Genomic DNA, 17,248 nt, shown 5'->3' on the forward strand with positions numbered 1-17,248 from the left:
GTGTTCCTATGGTCGATATCACACCTGCAGATGCGGTACCGCCGGCCGAAGTCGCGGAAATGGAACTCTACCATCCGCACAGCTGGTGGACGAAATACGTTTTCTCGCAGGACGCCAAGGTCATCGCCATCCAGTATTCGGCGACGGCGACAGCGATCGGCATGGTCGCGCTGGTGCTATCCTGGCTGATGCGGCTGCAACTCGGCTTCCCCGGCACATTCGACTTCATCACCCCGGAAGCCTACTACCAGTTCATCACCATGCACGGCATGATCATGGTGATCTACCTGCTCACGGCACTCTTCCTGGGCGGCTTCGGCAACTATCTGATCCCGTTGATGGTTGGTGCTCGCGACATGGTCTTTCCCTATGTCAACATGCTGAGCTACTGGATCTATCTGCTCGCGGTGCTGGTCCTGGTGTCGAGCTTCTTTGCGCCCGGCGGACCGACGGGTGCCGGCTGGACGCTCTATCCGCCGCAGGCAATCATGACCGGTACGCCAGGCGGCCAGGACTGGGGCATCATCCTGATGCTTGTCTCGCTGATCCTGTTCATCGTCGGCTTTACCATGGGCGGCTTGAACTATGTCGTGACGGTGCTGCAGGGGCGCACGCGCGGCATGACGCTGATGCGCCTTCCGCTTACTGTCTGGGGTATTTTCACCGCCACCATCATGGCGCTGCTCGCCTTCCCGGCGCTGTTCGTCGCCTGCGTGATGATGCTGCTCGACCGGGCGCTCGGCACCAGCTTCTTCATGCCGGCGATCGTCGAGATGGGCGAACAGTTGCAGCACGGCGGCGGCAGCCCGATCCTGTTCCAGCATCTGTTCTGGTTCTTCGGCCATCCGGAGGTCTACATCGTGGCGCTTCCGGCCTTCGGCATCGTATCCGACCTGATCAGCACCCATGCGCGCAAGAACATCTTCGGCTACCGCATGATGGTCTGGGCCATCGTCGGCATCGGCGCGCTGAGCTTCGTGGTCTGGGCGCACCACATGTATGTCAGTGGCATGCATCCCTATTTCGGCTTTTTCTTCGCCACAACGACATTGATCATCGCCGTCCCAACAGCCATCAAGGTCTACAATTGGGTGCTGACGCTGTGGCGCGGCGACATCCACCTCACGATTCCGATGCTTTTTGCCCTGGCCTTCATCGTCACCTTCGTCAATGGCGGGTTGACCGGCTTGTTCCTCGGCAATGTCGTCGTCGACGTTCCGCTGTCGGACACGATGTTCGTCGTCGCCCATTTCCATATGGTCATGGGGGTTGCCCCGATCATCGTAATCTTCGGCGCGATCTATCACTGGTATCCGAAGGTCACCGGCCGGATGCTGAACGAGACACTGGGCCGGTTCCATTTCTGGGTCACCTTCCTCGGCGCCTATCTGATCTTCTTTCCCATGCACTATCTCGGCTTGATGGGCGTGCCGCGGCGGTACAACGAATTGACCGACATGACGATCATGACGGAATCGGCCCACCACCTGAACTCGTTTATCAGCATCATGGCTTTTATAGTCGGTTTTGCTCAGATTGTGTTTCTGTTCAATCTCATCTGGAGCATCCGCCATGGCCGTGGGGCTGGCGGCAATCCGTGGCGGGCAACGACGCTCGAGTGGCAGACGCCCGAAACACCGCCCGCCCACGGCAATTTCGGCAAGGATCTGCCGATCGTCTATCGCTGGGCCTATGACTACAGCGTACCGGGAGCCAAGGAGGACTTCATACCGCAAAACGTTCCGGGCTCCTTCGCGCCCTCCAGGGAGCCGGCATGAGCGTAATCCTGGTCTTCCTGCTCGTGATCGCCGGTATTGCCGGGTGGTGGCTTTCCCATCAGCGGCTAATGACGAAGCCGTGGCTCGAGCAAGGTATGATCGGGGATTTTGTCGCTCTGGACCGATCGGCGCTGCCGACCGCAAAGATCGGTCTCGGCGTCTTCCTTGCCGTCGTCGGCTGCCTGTTCGCGCTGTTCACCAGTGCTTACTTCATGCGCATGGCGCTGTCGGATTGGCGGCCGCTGCCCATCCCGCCCCTGCTCTGGCTTAACACCGGCGTACTGGTCTTGAGCAGCATTGCAATACAGTGCGCTTCGCTCGCGGCGCGCAAGGGCCAAGTGGACATGGTCAGGCTTGGCCTCGCCACCGCTGGACTCACGGCGCTCGTCTTCCTGATTGGACAGCTTGTGGCATGGCGGGAACTGAGTGCGGACGGCTATTTTCTGGCATCCAATCCGGCCAACAGCTTCTTCTACCTGCTAACGGGAATGCATGGCCTGCATATACTGGGAGGACTGGTCGGGCTGGGCAGAACGAGCGTCGGCGCCTGGAACGGAGCGCAGCCGCAGCGGCTTCGCCTCAGTGTCGAGCTGTGCGCCATGTACTGGCATTTCCTGCTTTTCGTCTGGCTCGCCATCTTTGCGCTTCTGGCCGGCTGGGCTTCGACTCTAATCGACATTTGCCGAGGGTTGCTGACCTAGGAGGAACGGGCGGATGGCAGAGACGACACTGGCCCACATCGGCCGAACAGAGCCGCGGCCCGCAGGCTGGCAAGGCATCGCCGCCGACTGGTCCTCGGATCAGCGGGCGTTCAAAAACGTGTCCTGGGGCAAGGCCATGATGTGGATCTTCCTACTCAGCGACACGTTCATCTTCGGCTGCTTCCTGCTCTCCTACATGACCGCGCGTATCTCAACACGCGTGCCGTGGCCCAATCCGAGCGAGGTCTTCGCCCTGCGCATCGGCGGCTCCGACATTCCACTGATCCTTATCGCCATCATGACCTTCGTGCTGATCTCGAGCAGCGGAACGATGGCCATGGCGGTCAATTTCGGCTACCGCCGCGACCGCCGCAAGACGGCAGTGCTGATGCTCTTGACCGCAGCACTCGGCGCAACCTTCGTCGGCATGCAGGCCTTCGAATGGACCAAGCTGATCACCGAGGGCGTGCGGCCTTGGGGCAATCCCTGGGGCGCTGCCCAGTTCGGCGCATCCTTTTTCATGATCACCGGCTTCCACGGCACGCACGTGACGATCGGGGTGATCTTCCTGATCATCGTGGCGCGAAAGGTCTGGCGCGGAGACTACGACGTCGGACGGCCCGGTTTCTTCACCAGCCGAAGGGGCCGCTACGAGAACGTCGAAATCATGGGGCTTTACTGGCATTTCGTCGACCTGGTCTGGGTGTTCATTTTCGCATTTTTCTATCTTTGGTGAGAGGCAGGACATGGCTGAAGCAACCGCAAACGGCCTGGGACAACACGCACTGGACGGCGCCCGTACCCATGATGCGACGACGACCGGCGTTACCCCGGCGGAGGTTCATCAGGAGCACCCGATCAAGCTCTATCTGGTGGTCTGGGCATGGTTGTTCATCCTCAGCACCTGCTCCTATCTGGTCGACTATTTCGGTCTCCACGGCTATCTCAGATGGTCGCTGATCCTGATCTTCATGATCCTCAAGGCAGGACTGATCGTCGCCATCTTCATGCACATGGCCTGGGAACGGCTGGCACTGGCATATGCAATTATCCTGCCGCCGGTGCTGGTTCTGGTGTTCGTGACGATGATGGTCTTCGAAGCGGACTACACGCTTCTCACCCGAATGGCGTTTTTCGGGGCCGGGCCCTGACATGCAATCCGGATCCAGGCCGTCCGGTCCTGGAGCCTTCGCCTTGAAACAATCCACGACTGGTCCATTTCTGTTGGTATCGGAAACGACAGGCGATGCCGGCGTTTCCACATGCGTCGCGAACACCAGCAAGGGGCGCCCAAGATGACCATCGCAAACAGACTGAAGGACTTCATCGATAGGAAAGGAATTTCCTACGACACCGTCGAGCATCACCGCACGGCGACAAGCAGACAATCTGCCATTGCGGCACATGTGCCTGGCAGCATAATGGCCAAATCGGTGGTCGTTCACCACGACCGTGGCTACGCGCTCGCCGTGGTTCCAAGCACGCACAGGATAGAACTCGCGACATTGCAGGATGTCATGGACAAGCCTCTTGGACTTGCCTCCGAAGACGAGGTGGTCTCGTTGTTCGGCGATTGCGATGTCGGCGCTGTGCCGCCGATCGGCGCTGCCTATGATGTGCCAGTGGTCCTGGATGAAAGCCTCGGCGACGCTCCCGAAATCTATTTCGAGGGCGGTGACCATAGGACGCTGGTGCATGTGAGCGGCAAGGATTTCCGCGACCTGACAAAGGACGCGCGCCAGGCCCGTTTCAGCCACCCGGCCTATTGAAAGCTCTGCCCCACCCTGCCCGCACCGGCACTTTCACCGGTGCGCGCAGGGCAGGTTTTTTTCAGCTCACGGTCTGGTGGCCGGCGGCGATTCCACAACTTTCCGATAGACATGCCAGGTCGCATGACCAAGGATCGGCAGCACGACTGCCAACCCGGCGAACACTGGCAGCGAGCCGACGATCAGGGCGACGGCGACGATAAGGCCCCACACGGCCATCACGATCGGGTTGGCCAGGACAACGCGCACCGAGGTGTGGATGGCTTCGTAGGCGCCGACATCGCGGTCGAGCAACAACGGGAATGCGACGACCGTGGTGCACAACACAACCGCGGCGAACACGAAGCCGATGGCGTGACCCAGGATGATGAGCGTCCAGCCGCGTCCCGTGGCGAATATTTCACTGATGAAGCTGGACAGCGATTGCGGCGGCGCCGGGCCGAACAGGGTCTGGTAGAATATCTGGGCCGTCAAAAGCCAGGCGATAAAGATCGCAAGCAGCATGACGCCGACCGCTGCAATAGCCGGCAGTGCCGGAGAACTCCTGACTTCAAAGGCGTGCCTCCACGAGGCGTCGAGCCCGGCTTCCCGTCGCCGGCTGATCTCATAGAGGCCGATCGCCGCGAACGGACCAATCAGTGCAAAGCCGGATACAAGCGGAAACAGCAATGGCAGCGTGTTGTTACCTGATGTCCAGACAGCAAGCACGACTCCCGCAATCGGATAGATCAGGCAGAGAAAAACGATGTGCGACGGTTTGACCATGAAATCATCGACGCCACGCCTGAGCGCATCAAAAAGATCGGAGACACCGATTTTTCGAATTCTGGTGTGTTCCAGCGTCTCGCCGGCGCCTGCTATCACGTGAAAGCTTGCCATGACCATTCCTCCAGACCAGGTCCGGTAAGGTCGCGTTTTACGGTGCTGCCGTTCTGCATGATTGGCCCACGCAAACCGCGACCTGCACCATGATCAATATACTCTCATGCGGGGGACTTGTCGCGCTTTGTAGGAAGGCCCGGGAGTAGGAGCTCCCGGGTAGCCTGACTAGCTACGGACGCCGTTCTTCGATATGCTCTTCTAGTCGAAGGTGAAGGTCATGGACGGAAGGACAGTTCTCATACTCGGCCTTGGCGTCATTATTCTGCTGTTGCTGGGATTTTGTGCTCTGCCAACGTGATGTTTTGAGCCGGGGTCAATAGTCGGCTGAAGCGATCACTCGCATTACAATGGTGTCGGCAAGCAACGCCGCAAATATTGCGAAAAGATAGACAATCGAATACGCAAACAGTGCCTTTGCCGGCTTCATCTCCTTGTCGGCGACGAGAACCTTCCAGGCCTGCCAAATGAAACCTGTACCCAACGCGGCTGAAGCAGTGCCGTAGTATCCGCTCGCGAAGCCGAAGCCCCAAGGGAGCACGCCGATTGGCGCCAAGAGCAGCGAATAGGCGAAGATTTGTTTTCTGGTCGAGTGCTGGCCGGCCACATTCGGCATCATCGGGACCCCCGCCGCGGCATAGTCACCGACCTTGAAAAGGGCCAGCGCCCAGAAATGAGGCGGCGTCCAGAGGAAAATGATCAGAAACAGGATGAGACTTTCAATGCCGATTGCGCCGGTTGCAGCAGCCCACCCGATCACCGGAGGAAGGGCGCCTGCCGCGCCGCCTATGACGATATTCTGTGGCGTCGAGCGCTTCAGCCACATCGTGTAGATAACGACATAGAAAAAGATGGTGAACGCCAACAACGATGCGGCGAGCCACCCCACCAGCACGCCGAGCGTCATGACCGACAGTGCGGAAAGCACCAGACCGAAGCTGAGAGCTTCGCCAGGTGTGACGCGACCGGACGGAATTGGTCGCTTGGACGTGCGAGACATCAAGGCGTCTATGTCTGCGTCGTACCACATATTGAGCGCGCCGGCGGCTCCCGCTCCAACCGCGATTGCGCCGATGGCAATTACGGCGATAACTGGATTCATCACGCTGGGCGCCATCATCAGGCCGACGAAGGCAGTAAACACGGCAAGCGCCATGACGCGTGGTTTCAAAAGCGCAAAGAAATCACCCGCCGTCGCCTCCGAGAGGCGGATGCCGGTATCCTTGAGACGGCTTTCTTCAGTCGACATTCAGACGACCACCGATGGGAATGGCAGCCTAGCCGGCCAATGTCTTTTTTGCAACGAGCCGCCCTCCCCACCGACACTGCCGGCAGATTGCGGCCGAGGCTATGCCTCGACCTGTTTGCTATACCAAGATCCGGCGGAAGAGCCGGGCTATTTGGAGAATTGCTTCAGATAAGCAATGACATTGGCGACGTCCTCGTCCTTCTTGAGGCCGGGGAATGCCATCTTCGTTCCTTTGACCATCGCCTTGGGATCGTGAAGGTAGGTCGTCAGCGTGGCTTCGTCCCATTTAACGCCGGATTTTCCGGCCTCGGTCATAGCCTTGGAATAGCTGAACCCTGGATGCGTGCCGGCCGTTCGGCCGATGACGCCGTTCAAGGACGGACCGATCTTGTTCTGATCCTTGTCCGCGATATGGCAGACCTTGCATTTGGCGAAGACCTTCTCACCCGCCGCGGCATCCTGTGCCCGCGAGGGGCCGGCAATGACGGTGGCGACGGACATGATGATAAAAAACACAATGGCACGCATGGAATTTCCTCCCTGATCGCCAATTTGCCCTGGCTGACCTGCACAGGCCGACATTTAGTCCGCTGGCATGCGCTCTTGAATGGCAGAACGGATATCCACTGCCTGGGGTTGCGGCACCTACATACCACAGAACCCGGCCGGCAGGTAGAGTTCGGCCATGCGAAGGTTTAATGCGGACAATCTGCTCAAGGCAATTTGGTGTTGCAGCTGGCGGCGATCCGGCCGATCGCCTCTTCAACTCCGGTGAGGTCAAACTCGGCTTTGCCGCGCCCCGACAGCAGCCCGAACCGCCAGGACAGCAGCAGCCGGTCCGCGGAAATCAGTCGCCTGATGCCGTCGGCACCGTCGCGGACCAGCATTCTGCTGCGCGGGCCGACCGACCAGCTTTCGTTGAGCTTGCCGGATTGGCCGACAGTCACCGACATGGCGATGGTTCGGCTGGCGGAAACGGTGTCGCTCAGCTGCAGCCATTCGCTCCAACGCGGTTCGCCGGCTGTCCGGCAGGCGATCGTCAAAACCGGGCTGTAGCTCAATGCGCCGCCGCCGGTGATGAGCTTGTTGGTCGCGTAAAGCGAGGCGGTGACAAGGCCATCGCTGCTCTTGTCGAACCGCCAGTTGTCGAGAACCGTATCAGCCTGGGCAATGCCGCAGACCGACGCAAGCAGGAACGCCGCCGCCACGCTTCCGATACCGAAGAACTGTCTCAACGATGCCTCCAACAACCGCTGCGGTCAGCAACCCAGCGCAGATAATCATCAAAGCTTCATATCGCCACCTCGACCGCCAGATGCGTGAAATCCGTTGCGTCTGCGCCACAACGAAAAAGGCCGCCTCGAGAAGGCGGCCTTTCGGAATTCAGCAGGGACGTTATTCAGCTTCCTTGGCGGCCTTCTTCTTCGGCGCGGCCTTTTTCTTCGGCTCTTCAGCGTCGTCGTCGGCCTTCTTGGTGTCCGCTTTTTTCGCAGCCGCCTTCTTCGCCGGCTTGACCTTGGTTGTCTCCGTATCCTCGTCGTCGGCCAGCAGCTCTTCCTTGCCGACCTTGACATCGGTGACCGAAATCTGGCCGAGCAGATGGTCGACCACCTTCTCTTCGAACATCGGCGCGCGCAACGTGTTCAGCGCTTCGGGATTGTTGCGATAGAATTCGAAGGCTTCCTGCTGCTGGTTGGCCGGATAGCGACGCACCTGCTCGAACAGGCCGCGCTGCAATTCCTCGTCCGTCACGGTGACGCCGGCCTTCTCGCCGATTTCGGCGAGAACCAGGCCGAGACGTACGCGGCGCTCGGCAAGCCGCATGTATTCTGCACGCGCTTCTTCTTCCGTCGTCTCTTCGTCGGCAAAGGTGCGCCCGGCAGCTTCGAGGTCGCGGTTGACCTGGTTCCAGATGTTGTTGAACTCGGCCTCGACGAGCTTGGACGGCGCCTCGAACGAGTAGGCGGCGTCGAGCTGGTCGAGCAACTGCCGCTTGACTTTCTGGCGCGTTATCGAGCCGAATTGGTTCTCGATCTGACCGCGCATCACCTCGCGCAGGCGCTCCAGCGATTCAAGGCCGAGATTTTTGGCCATCTCGTCGTTGATCTCAAGCGCGCCGGGCTTCGACACTTCCTTGATCGTCACGTCAAAAGTGGCTTCCTTGCCGGCCAGATGCGCCGCCTGGTAGTTTTCCGGGAAGGTAACCGTGACCTGCTTCTCGTCGCCGGCCTTGCTGCCGACCAGCTGGTCCTCGAAGCCGGGGATGAATTCCTTCGAGCCGAGCACCAGCGGCTGATCGGTGCCGGCGCCGCCGCCGAAGGCTTCGCCGTCGATCTTGCCGACATAATCGATGGTCACGCGATCGCCCTCGGCGGCCTTGCCGGTCTTCGGCTCGTAAGTGCGGGCGGATTCAGCGACACGCTTGACCTGCTCGTCGATCTCTTCATCCGGCACGTCGAACACCTGGCGCGTCACCTTGATGTCGGAGAAATCCTTGATCTCGATCGGCGGAATGACCTCATAGTTCAGGCGGAACTCGAAGTCGGCACCGCCTGCCAGGATCTTCTCGGCTTCCTTCTCGTCCTCGGTCATGATCACTTCGGGCTGCATGGCAGCCTTTTCGCCGCGCCCGGTGATGATCGAACGGGTCGAATCGTTGAGGATCTCGTTGACCACTTCGGCCATGAACGACTTGCCGTAGACCTTGCGCAGATGCTGCACCGGCACCTTGCCGGGACGGAAGCCGTTGATGCGGACCTTGTTCCTGGCGTCGGAGAGCCGCGCCATCAGCTTGGCTTCCATGTCACCGGCCGGCACGGTGATCTTGATCTCGCGCTTGAGACCGGAGTTGAGCGTTTCGGTGACCTGCATCATAAAACCTTTGTTTCCACTAATGAGGCCGTCAAACGGCCCCTGCCGTTTACAGCCTGCCGGTATGATCTTGCCGGGAATGGCTTTTGGTGCGGGACTTGGCGATCTGTCCGCTCAACGCGGCACAAACCCTCCAGAAATACGCTCCAAAATGTGAATAAGTCTTTGTTTTTCCTACTTCTTATCACATTCTGCAGAAGCGGATCGTCGCGTCCCGTCACATTCGACACGCCTTTTGTCACAGGCGCGGCTGATTTTCAACCATCTTCGCGTTCCGGCCAATGATGCCGATGTGGGCTCCGACATTGACAGAATGATGGCTACATGAGATTGGCCGGGCGACGCGGATGTGGCGGAATTGGTAGACGCCCTGGATTTAGGTTCCAGTGCCGAAAGGCGTGGGGGTTCGAGTCCCTTCATCCGCACCAGCAACTCTTTTCTGTCCTATTTCCTCCCCTGAAATTCACAGAAAACGTGAATATTTTCAACGCTTAAGTGGATCACAGGTGAACGAACAGGGAACCATGCGTCCCCATGCGTCCCGGTTGATTACAGCGTCAAGTGCTGTAAATCTGCGGTCGACGCTGTATTTTGGGGACTCGATATGAAACTGACAGACAATCAGTGCCGACAGGCGAAGCCTCGCGAAAGGCCATGGAATCTGACCGATGGGCAAGGTTTATTTCTGCTCGTTAAGCCCAACGGTTCAAAATTATGGCGCCAAGACTACGCCTTTAACGGCAAGAGACAGACGGCCAATTTCGGCCCCTACCCCGATATCAGCCTCGCCCGTGCGCGCGACTTGCGGGACGAATTGAAGCGGAAAATTGAAAGCAGGATTGACCCCGCCGCGAAGCCGGGAGATAGCCGCCCCACCTTTGAAGCGGTCGCACGGGAATGGTTCAAAGCGAAGCTGCCAGGCTGGAAAACTAGTTACTCACGGCGCATTTGGAAACGCATTGAAGATGACATACTGCCGGCGCTAGGTGACACGGCCATTGCCGACATCAAGCCCAAAGCCGTCCTTGAACCTCTAAAGGCAATCGAAGCTCGGGACGCCACCTACACGGCGCGGCGCATTCACCAAATGGTGCGGTCCATCTTTGAGTTTGCGATTGCCTCAGAACATATCGAGTTAAACCCCGCTGCCAGCCTTGGCGTCGTCTTGAAGCCAGTTCCCAAGGGCAACAATCGCTCAGCGCTTAAGGAAGCAGAACTGCCAGAATTTTTTGTCAGACTGACCAAGACGCCCATGGAAGAGTCGACGCGGCTCGGCCTCAAAGCCGTCGCTCACATCTTTGTTCGAACAGACGAGATACGTTTCGGCAAATGGTCGGAATTCGACTTCAAGAAAGACGTTTGGACTATCCCTGCCGACCGCATGAAAATGAAGCGGGAATTTAAGGTGCCGCTCAGCCAGCAGGCCAAGGCAATCTTCCTGCGGTTGCGCGAACTGGCTAACGGCAGCGAATGGGTGCTACCCGGCCCCTACCCTAAGAAACCAGTAAGCGAAAATTGCCTGCTCTTTGCTCTTTACCGCTGCGGATACCACGGACGCGCAACCGTTCACGGCTTCCGTGCTACGGCTTCAACGATCCTGAATGAAAGCGAAAGCCCGGTTTGGGATGGGCAAGCGATTGAGCACCAACTGGCCCATGCGCCCGACGACGCCATACGATCAGCCTATGACCGAGGCGAACGATGGACGACTCGCGTCAGCATGATGCAATGGTATAGCGATTTGCTGGGCAAGCATGAGAAGGCCGGACTCGCCAATGACTTGTCCGACCTTCTGGCTTGAAATCAGAAAGAAGCGTTGAACCGAACGCGCGCGGTAGCGGACGGGTGTGGCAGCGGCTGCCACACCCGAAAAAGAATGCGGCGGCGGGGCTGGCTACTCGGCAGGTGCTAAAGCGAGATTAGCTTCTATGCGTGCCTCAAGATACGCGAGCCGCTCTTTCAGCGCCGACACTCCGAGCACCCGGCCCTCACGGGGTTCGGGACCAAGGCAAACGCCTGTCTTCCCATCGATCCGGAGTCCGTGAAGCGGGCAAGTAATGACGCCAAATGCATCAGGCTGAATTTCCCCGAGACTCAATTTCTTGTGCGGACAAATCCAACCAGATTTCCCAGCCCTCGCGGTTTGACCGGCATAATGTTGATTGAGTTCAATCACACTGGAGCAGACGCCCAGTGTGTGATAAATCCAACTCGCATGACACATGCGTTTCCGCCAAACAACGGGAACTTTATTATTAGCAAGGATTACCTTTTCAAATGCCTCTGCGTGGGTGTGAAATTTTGGATCAGTAAACCTAACGTCAATGTGGTAATGGTCTTCGGATAGATGAAAATATTCATCATCGGAATGCTTCGGCCCGATAATGGGCCAATTGTCCAGCATACCCAGCCAGTTCCCGTAGATGGTTCGAACTAGATAATATTCACCAACCTTGGGCGGTACCTTCCTTACCTTCTTCAACTTTTCCATTGGATCAAAACGCCCCGTTGAGCCTCACACGTGCCGTAGCGGACGGATTGGCAGCCGCCGCGACGACAACGCCAAGCAGCGTGTTACCGGCTGCCGTCTTGTTGACCAGTTTGGTTGCCGCGTCGAAGTACACCTTGTCGCCGACAGCGATTGCGAGCGCTGAGACCTTGGGCAGTTCATAGACTCCACCCAAGGCAAGGTCGAGGTCGTCGCCGATGGCGGCGGCGCCGGCAGCAATGCCGACGATCGAGCCGGCGACAACAACGTCACCGGAAACAGTGACGGCAGCGGCCGGAATGGTCAGCACGTGACCAGGCTGAATGTAGTTTTTCATGTCAGATTCCTTTCGACATAGTTGGATAGACGATCGATGCGGGGCGCTTACCCGATGCCAGTTCGCATTCGCGTTCGAGAGCCGCCAGCGCGGCTTTCATTTCACCGTCGCTGCGGTAGGTGATTTCCTCGCCGTTGGAGTCGCGAACGCTCCGGATGCCCGAGTAACGGGCTTCCTTCAGCCGGTCGCGCCACTCCCCTAGATTCGCCAGAACCGACATGATCAGACGCCCGGATTCTTCTGCGCTGCCCGGTAGTCAACCCAGCCGCCGCCGAAGTCTTCGAAGACGCGGAACGATACGCCCAGCGTGTCCCACATTTCCTGTCGCTGAATCTGCGGCCCCTGAGCGCCGCTGAGATAGGCGTACTGCAGGCCGGCAAGGCGCGCGGGATCGGCGAAGACATACCATTGGTCGTCTGCAATGCGCGGCTCCACAAGCAAGGTGAGCTTGCCGGCGAACGGGTTCACGTCGTCGGTCTTGGTTGCCTGAATTGCCGAAAGCAGCTTTTCAGCGGCCGTTTCGATTTCCGGCCCGACAACCAGGTATTTCGGAGTGGCCGAAATCAGCGTCTTGCCATCCAGGTCTTTGCGCTGGCGAAGGGCGAGGCGAGCAACCGAGAGTGAAGCTTCAGCGAGCGCGGCGCCGGTCGACAGGTTCCCATGGTTTGCATGGAAGACTGCCACGCCGTCAGCCATCGCCGGATTGTCGAGAAGCAGGCTGACAAGCAAATCGGCTTCGGTCTGCGCCGCTGCCTGCGCAAGAGCCGCAACGATGTCGCCGAAAGCGCCGGTATCATCATCGATCATGAGCTTGCGAGTCAGATCGAAGCGACGGGCATAGGTGGCAAGGCTGATCTTTTCGCCCGTCTCACCACGCGACGTTGCCTTGATTTCCCCGTGCTCGCTCAGTTCCTCCAGGCGGCCCATGCCGCCCAGGCGGATCGAGGTCGACTCCTTGAAGTTCGGAAGCGTGCGCTGCCGTGCAACCGTCTTCAGAGGGCTTTCGGCCGCCTGATAGGCGCCCATGAGGGTCTTGTTGGCAGCGTTCGAAACCACGAGTGGGAAATCAGATGTGCCGTGCGAGGCGCGCTGCAAAACTTCGTCGGTCGAGAGACCGCGAACGGATACGCCGGCACGAGTGAGCGAGTCGCGTGCCATATCGAGCATCGACATATTGGCAAATTCGCGGGACGCTGCCGGCAGTTCGGCAACGCCGCCCATGCGGAAAGCCAAGGCGTCCGACGCGCGAGTCGTGATCGCTGCCGGGTCGTCATGGGAAGCGACGACGCGAATGCGCGGCGCCTGGCGCGTCTGCATATGTTCGAACGCCTCGGCGCGGGCCGCAACGGGATCAAGATCACGATCAATCATGTCGTCGATCTCTTCCGCTTTCATACCGGCAGCGCGGCCGATGACGCGGATTTCGGTCCGACGCTGAGCCGGAGTCAGTTCAATGATGTCGTCTTCCATTTCTTCAGTGCTCCTTTGGATTCTGGAATTTGGGTCTGCCGGGATTGGCGTTAGAGAGACTTCGATCAGTGACCAGTCGACGGCGGTTTTGGTTCGGACGCCTTTGGCGTCCACGGACTCGGCCCACCGATGAACGATGTAACCGGCCGAAAGGTGCGGCAGCGTCCCGTCTGCCACGCGCTGGCGAATGGGCTTCAAGTCGTCGGCAGCCGAAAAGCGGGCTTGCGCCAGCGCCTTGTCGCCTTCGATCTTCACGCTGTGAACACGCCCGACCGTCGAACGGGATGACGTATCGTGATCCAACTGAAGGGGATAATCTTCGCCGTCCTGAATGCGCAGCCCACGCATTGAAAGAACTTCGCGGTACGGCCCTTTTGCGTCGCGGCGCATGACGGGAGTCGAGGTCGCGAAGACAACCGGAACGGTCAAAGTATCTTCGTTCAGAGTCGAGCCGTCGAAGGTGATTGAACGGCTGAATTTCTCGCCACCGTCGCGAATGTTGCGAGGCGGCAGGATGATGCGCGCCGCTTTGCGCGGGTCGCCTGTAAGCTGCACGGTCACTGTTGAGTTTCCTTTGGGGCTTGGGGCTTGGTGATCGCGGGATGAGCGGCGATTTCCGCGTCCAGCTTTTCGATGCTGTAGCCTTGGGCTGCGACAGCCTGTTTCCGGCTCATCAAGCCGTTGTCGATCGCGAGAACTTGCGCCTTCAGATCCTTTTCCGGGTCGACCCAAGGCTGAGCGGGCGGAATCCATTCCACCGCGAAAAGGTCGTCGTCTATCTTTGCGTCGATCTCGCCCGACAAGACGGCTGCTGTTGCGACACGACGCCAGACGGGATCAAGCCAGCACGGTTGAAGCACGTTGAATTGATAGGCGTCGATCGTCTGCCGGAAGGTCACCAGCGCGGCGCGCAGGCTCGAATAATTGGCTTGGGTCAGATTGCCGTCGACCAGATGAACCGGAATGCCCAAGCCGGCCGCAATGGTGCGGATCATGTGCTGCACCAGCTCAGCGCTTTGCTGTGCCTGTTGTGGAGCCGTGCTGTTGACCTTCCAACCGCCTGGAATTTTCAGGATTGCACCGGGGGCAAGCCCTGCGCCTTCCTGCAGCGGATCGTCGGCGCTGGTGTCGTTCTCATTCGTCAAGATGACGGACAAGAGCGCAGCCATTCTAACATTCATCGCCTGAGCGTCTTCGAGCGAGTCGAGCGCATCGAGGCGAAGCAAGACGGGCCCGAATTTCGAGATTGCCCGATAAGAGCCGGTTTCAAACTGGCCCAGGTGCAACACGTCTTCAGCATCGACGCGAACAGGTGGCGCATAGGTTGCGAAAACATCAGTCGGGCGAGCCGGATGGATATGGTAGGCGAGGACTCGCCCATCGCCGTCAATTTCGACGCCATTGACGATCTGCCGGCCGACCGAAAGCATCGTGGTCAGATCGGACGCCACTTGCTCGGCAGGGATTACCTGAAGCTGGTCGCCAACCCATCGGGCGAACGCTTCGCCGTCCACAAACTCGTCGCCGACAGCGTTAGCCGTAAGCGTGCCGAAATTGCTGCGGCCGGTCAGGGCTGCCCGTTTGGCCCATCGCGCGAAATAGGCGTCCAGTGCGGCCCGTATTGCAGGGTCGGGGTGCTGGCTTGTGGGGATCAGTCCCGGCCCGACAACGGCAGTCTTCCTAGCCTCTTTCGCGGCGCTGGCTAGCGCGTTGTTTGCCACCACATGACGCGCGCGGCCCTGCACCGTGCCACGTGCCGCGCTGACTTCGGTTGCGTAGGTGCTGAAGGTCGCGCGGCCAGCATCGAAGCGGCTCTTCGCGCCGGTTGCACCGTCATACCGACGAACTGCCGTTGACGCAGCCGTGCGCGACAGGAACGCCTTTGCGGATTGATACAAGCCCATATCAGTTTGCCCCTTTAGGCGGATTGAGCCGACGCACGACGGGGCTAAGCATTTCGTCCAGGACGATGACGATCGCACCGCGCGGGGTCATGGCAATCGGCATGCGCCGCGTGGCAGGCTGATCGTGACGCACCAGGTTCACATTCACGAAGCGCCCAAGCGTGCCTCGGTAGATGTCGGTCACAAGAGACCAGCTCTCCCCCCGCGCCAGGCCCGATAGACAGCGTTCCAAGCCAGGATAAGCCGTGATTGCCACGTCGCGTTGCAGGTCGAGGTCGGCAACACCGCAATCTTGAAGTGCTGAGAGGATTACAGCCACAGCGGCATCAATCGGCTTGTAGATTGTCGGTGATGTGTTCGGCTTTTCGCGCCTGCCGCAGATAAGGCCATCCTTGGCGTAACTGCTTATACGATGCCGGGCAGTCTCGACATGCACGCCGGCCAAAGCGATATCGCTTGCAAGGTCTTTAATGGTCAAGTTCATAATCGAGTCATATAGCTCGAACTACGGATTTGCACAATAGTATTGGAATTACTACTTTAATGTGAATGGTTTCACTTCTAATGTGAAAAGTATAACTGTTGACAAGTCCGGCAGTTATATTTAAGTTCACTGTCGAGCCGCTGAGAGTGGAGTCCCATCGGTTCGATGCCAGGGCGGGCGAAGGGCGTTGAACCTTCGCCCGCCTATCGAATTCAGTAGTGCGCCGGGTTGGATTCATCTCCCCCGCTTGGCGCAGTTGGCGACGATCCTGAGAAGTCGGACGCTGACAGGCCCGGCGCGGCGGGTGCCCATTCGCCGCGCCGGTTTTCCCCACAATCGGAAGGTCTGGAAAGATGAACGCTGCACAGTTGAAACGGGTTCAGCGCGCGGTCGATAACTGCGCACGCATGGGCATGCCGTTCGATCTAGCGGCGTGGATGGTCGCGAGGTGGTTCAAAGACAACGGTATCAAGGTAACTGAAAAACACCTTGAACTGGCTTTCGACCATCTCCGCTGACGTATGTATCCCTCCAGGCTCTATCATTTTACCGATGCAAGTAACATCGACTCAATATTGCGCATCGGTCTCATGCCAAGAAATAGAATTCCGCGAGAAATCCCGGTGCCTTTCAGGACCACGATAAACGTGAAAAGAACGTTTGAGACGTGTATTGACGCAAACTTTCACTTGTGACATTCGTAACTCCGTTGAAACATTTACGGGGGTTATTTTTATGTACAGAACACAAAACATTAGGGGCAGGCAGCTTGCTATTGCGCACGTCCAGCTTGCTGTGGAAAATGACGATTTGCTGATGCTCACCCGCAAGATTCGGGAGATTACCGAAGACCGTACCGGCCTAGGCGTCGGCTATCTTTTCCAGATCGGCGAAATGCTTATGTGTTCCTGCACTCAAGCCATTTTGGATGAATAATCAATATGATATCGTTATGATCCGTTCATATTCAACGGAACTTGTCGGCCGAAGGGGGGTCGAAGCCCATGTGTGATGTAGCCGGGATAGACGGGCAGTGGATTTCTGTCGCGGGTCTCATTGTCAATATCGTTGGCGTAAGCATTGTAGCTCTTGAATGGCGGGCCGCTATATATGACGGACTCAGTCGATTGGAAATGGAACAGGACTTACTTCTGATTGCTGCCGGTCAACAAATATCGCGTAAACTTGAAATATCTCCATCGGCAAAGCGAGTTCTTGACGCCTCTAACCTAGAGACGATGGCGGGCGACTCACTTAAGTCGATGCGTTTATGAAGAATATTTTGATACTCGACTCCGTCGATCGATTGAACCGTCGC

19 protein-coding genes and 1 tRNA gene are annotated in these 17,248 nt (G+C 58.4%); 9 read left to right on the forward strand and 11 right to left on the reverse strand.

Annotation, left to right across the window (positions count from 1 at the left end):
* Positions 1 to 8: 8 nt before the first annotated feature.
* From ctaD to NKJ91_RS03545, 5 genes are all read left to right on the forward strand, one after another.
* Entirely contained in the window at positions 9 to 1,778 is a 1,770-nt protein-coding gene (gene ctaD, locus NKJ91_RS03525; protein WP_352454468.1) for a cytochrome c oxidase subunit I, read from the forward strand.
* Positions 1,775 to 2,479 carry a cytochrome c oxidase subunit 3 gene (locus NKJ91_RS03530; RefSeq protein ID WP_023678902.1) on the forward strand — a complete coding sequence of 235 codons (705 nt, stop codon included), beginning with the start codon at positions 1,775 to 1,777 and terminating at the stop codon, positions 2,477 to 2,479. Before ctaD ends, NKJ91_RS03530 begins: the two co-directional genes overlap by 4 nt.
* Positions 2,480 to 2,492: 13 nt before the next feature.
* Complete coding sequence (locus tag NKJ91_RS03535) at positions 2,493 to 3,215, forward strand: heme-copper oxidase subunit III family protein (RefSeq protein WP_023678903.1); 723 nt, start codon at positions 2,493 to 2,495, stop codon at positions 3,213 to 3,215.
* A 10-nt stretch (positions 3,216 to 3,225) separates the two neighbouring features.
* Entirely contained in the window at positions 3,226 to 3,630 is a 405-nt protein-coding gene (locus NKJ91_RS03540; RefSeq protein ID WP_352454469.1) for a cytochrome C oxidase subunit IV family protein, read from the forward strand.
* A gap of 144 nt (positions 3,631 to 3,774) precedes the next feature.
* A complete protein-coding gene (locus NKJ91_RS03545; protein ID WP_352454470.1) occupies positions 3,775 to 4,248 on the forward strand; it encodes an aminoacyl-tRNA deacylase in 474 nt (157 codons plus the stop codon).
* A gap of 66 nt (positions 4,249 to 4,314) precedes the next feature.
* Here NKJ91_RS03545 and NKJ91_RS03550 read toward each other — a convergent pair whose 3' ends face one another.
* The 5 genes from NKJ91_RS03550 to tig all read right to left on the reverse strand — a co-directional run bounded on the left by NKJ91_RS03550 (position 4,315) and on the right by tig (position 9,247).
* Positions 4,315 to 5,127, reverse strand: coding sequence for a DUF2189 domain-containing protein (locus NKJ91_RS03550; RefSeq protein ID WP_352454471.1), 813 nt, complete (start codon positions 5,125 to 5,127; stop codon positions 4,315 to 4,317).
* 316 nt (positions 5,128 to 5,443) lie between these two features.
* Positions 5,444 to 6,376, reverse strand: coding sequence for a heme o synthase (locus NKJ91_RS03555; protein WP_352454472.1), 933 nt, complete (start codon positions 6,374 to 6,376; stop codon positions 5,444 to 5,446).
* 147 nt (positions 6,377 to 6,523) lie between these two features.
* Positions 6,524 to 6,877: a c-type cytochrome gene (locus NKJ91_RS03560; RefSeq protein ID WP_502899547.1), complete on the reverse strand. Its 354-nt coding sequence runs from the start codon at positions 6,875 to 6,877 to the stop codon at positions 6,524 to 6,526.
* A 212-nt stretch (positions 6,878 to 7,089) separates the two neighbouring features.
* Positions 7,090 to 7,611, reverse strand: coding sequence for a hypothetical protein (locus NKJ91_RS03565; RefSeq protein ID WP_023678909.1), 522 nt, complete (start codon positions 7,609 to 7,611; stop codon positions 7,090 to 7,092).
* Between the two features lie 160 nt (positions 7,612 to 7,771).
* A complete protein-coding gene (gene tig / locus NKJ91_RS03570; protein WP_352454659.1) occupies positions 7,772 to 9,247 on the reverse strand; it encodes a trigger factor in 1,476 nt (491 codons plus the stop codon).
* 343 nt (positions 9,248 to 9,590) lie between these two features.
* Here tig and NKJ91_RS03575 point away from each other — a divergent pair.
* Positions 9,591 to 9,675 (forward strand) — tRNA-Leu (locus NKJ91_RS03575).
* 176 nt (positions 9,676 to 9,851) lie between these two features.
* Positions 9,852 to 11,048: a tyrosine-type recombinase/integrase gene (locus NKJ91_RS03580; protein ID WP_352454474.1), complete on the forward strand. Its 1,197-nt coding sequence runs from the start codon at positions 9,852 to 9,854 to the stop codon at positions 11,046 to 11,048.
* A 93-nt stretch (positions 11,049 to 11,141) separates the two neighbouring features.
* Here the strand turns inward: NKJ91_RS03580 and NKJ91_RS03585 are convergent, their stop codons facing one another.
* From NKJ91_RS03585 to NKJ91_RS03610, 6 genes are read right to left on the reverse strand one after another with little or no spacing between them, the layout of a single operon-like run.
* A complete protein-coding gene (locus NKJ91_RS03585) occupies positions 11,142 to 11,738 on the reverse strand; it encodes a Rieske (2Fe-2S) protein (protein ID WP_352454475.1) in 597 nt (198 codons plus the stop codon).
* Between the two features lie 4 nt (positions 11,739 to 11,742).
* On the reverse strand, positions 11,743 to 12,072 hold the full coding sequence (locus NKJ91_RS03590) for a DUF2190 family protein (protein WP_352454476.1): 330 nt from the start codon (positions 12,070 to 12,072) through the stop codon (positions 11,743 to 11,745).
* A gap of 1 nt (position 12,073) precedes the next feature.
* Positions 12,074 to 12,292: a phage head-tail joining protein gene (locus NKJ91_RS03595; RefSeq protein ID WP_352454477.1), complete on the reverse strand. Its 219-nt coding sequence runs from the start codon at positions 12,290 to 12,292 to the stop codon at positions 12,074 to 12,076.
* A gap of 2 nt (positions 12,293 to 12,294) precedes the next feature.
* Complete coding sequence (locus NKJ91_RS03600; RefSeq protein ID WP_352454478.1) at positions 12,295 to 14,103, reverse strand: prohead protease/major capsid protein fusion protein; 1,809 nt, start codon at positions 14,101 to 14,103, stop codon at positions 12,295 to 12,297.
* A complete protein-coding gene (locus NKJ91_RS03605; RefSeq protein ID WP_352454479.1) occupies positions 14,100 to 15,446 on the reverse strand; it encodes a phage portal protein in 1,347 nt (448 codons plus the stop codon). Before NKJ91_RS03605 ends, NKJ91_RS03600 begins: the two co-directional genes overlap by 4 nt.
* A gap of 1 nt (position 15,447) precedes the next feature.
* Positions 15,448 to 15,930, reverse strand: coding sequence for a hypothetical protein (locus NKJ91_RS03610; RefSeq protein ID WP_352454480.1), 483 nt, complete (start codon positions 15,928 to 15,930; stop codon positions 15,448 to 15,450).
* A gap of 353 nt (positions 15,931 to 16,283) precedes the next feature.
* Between NKJ91_RS03610 and NKJ91_RS03615 the strand changes: the two genes are divergently transcribed.
* Both NKJ91_RS03615 and NKJ91_RS03620 read left to right on the forward strand, forming a co-directional pair.
* A complete protein-coding gene (locus NKJ91_RS03615) occupies positions 16,284 to 16,448 on the forward strand; it encodes a hypothetical protein (protein WP_352454481.1) in 165 nt (54 codons plus the stop codon).
* Between the two features lie 154 nt (positions 16,449 to 16,602).
* A complete protein-coding gene (locus NKJ91_RS03620) occupies positions 16,603 to 16,866 on the forward strand; it encodes a hypothetical protein (protein WP_352454482.1) in 264 nt (87 codons plus the stop codon).
* Positions 16,867 to 17,248 lie beyond the last annotated feature (382 nt).

It is taken from the genome of Mesorhizobium sp. M0040 (assembly GCF_040323505.1).
Classification (GTDB): Bacteria; Pseudomonadota; Alphaproteobacteria; order Rhizobiales; family Rhizobiaceae; genus Mesorhizobium.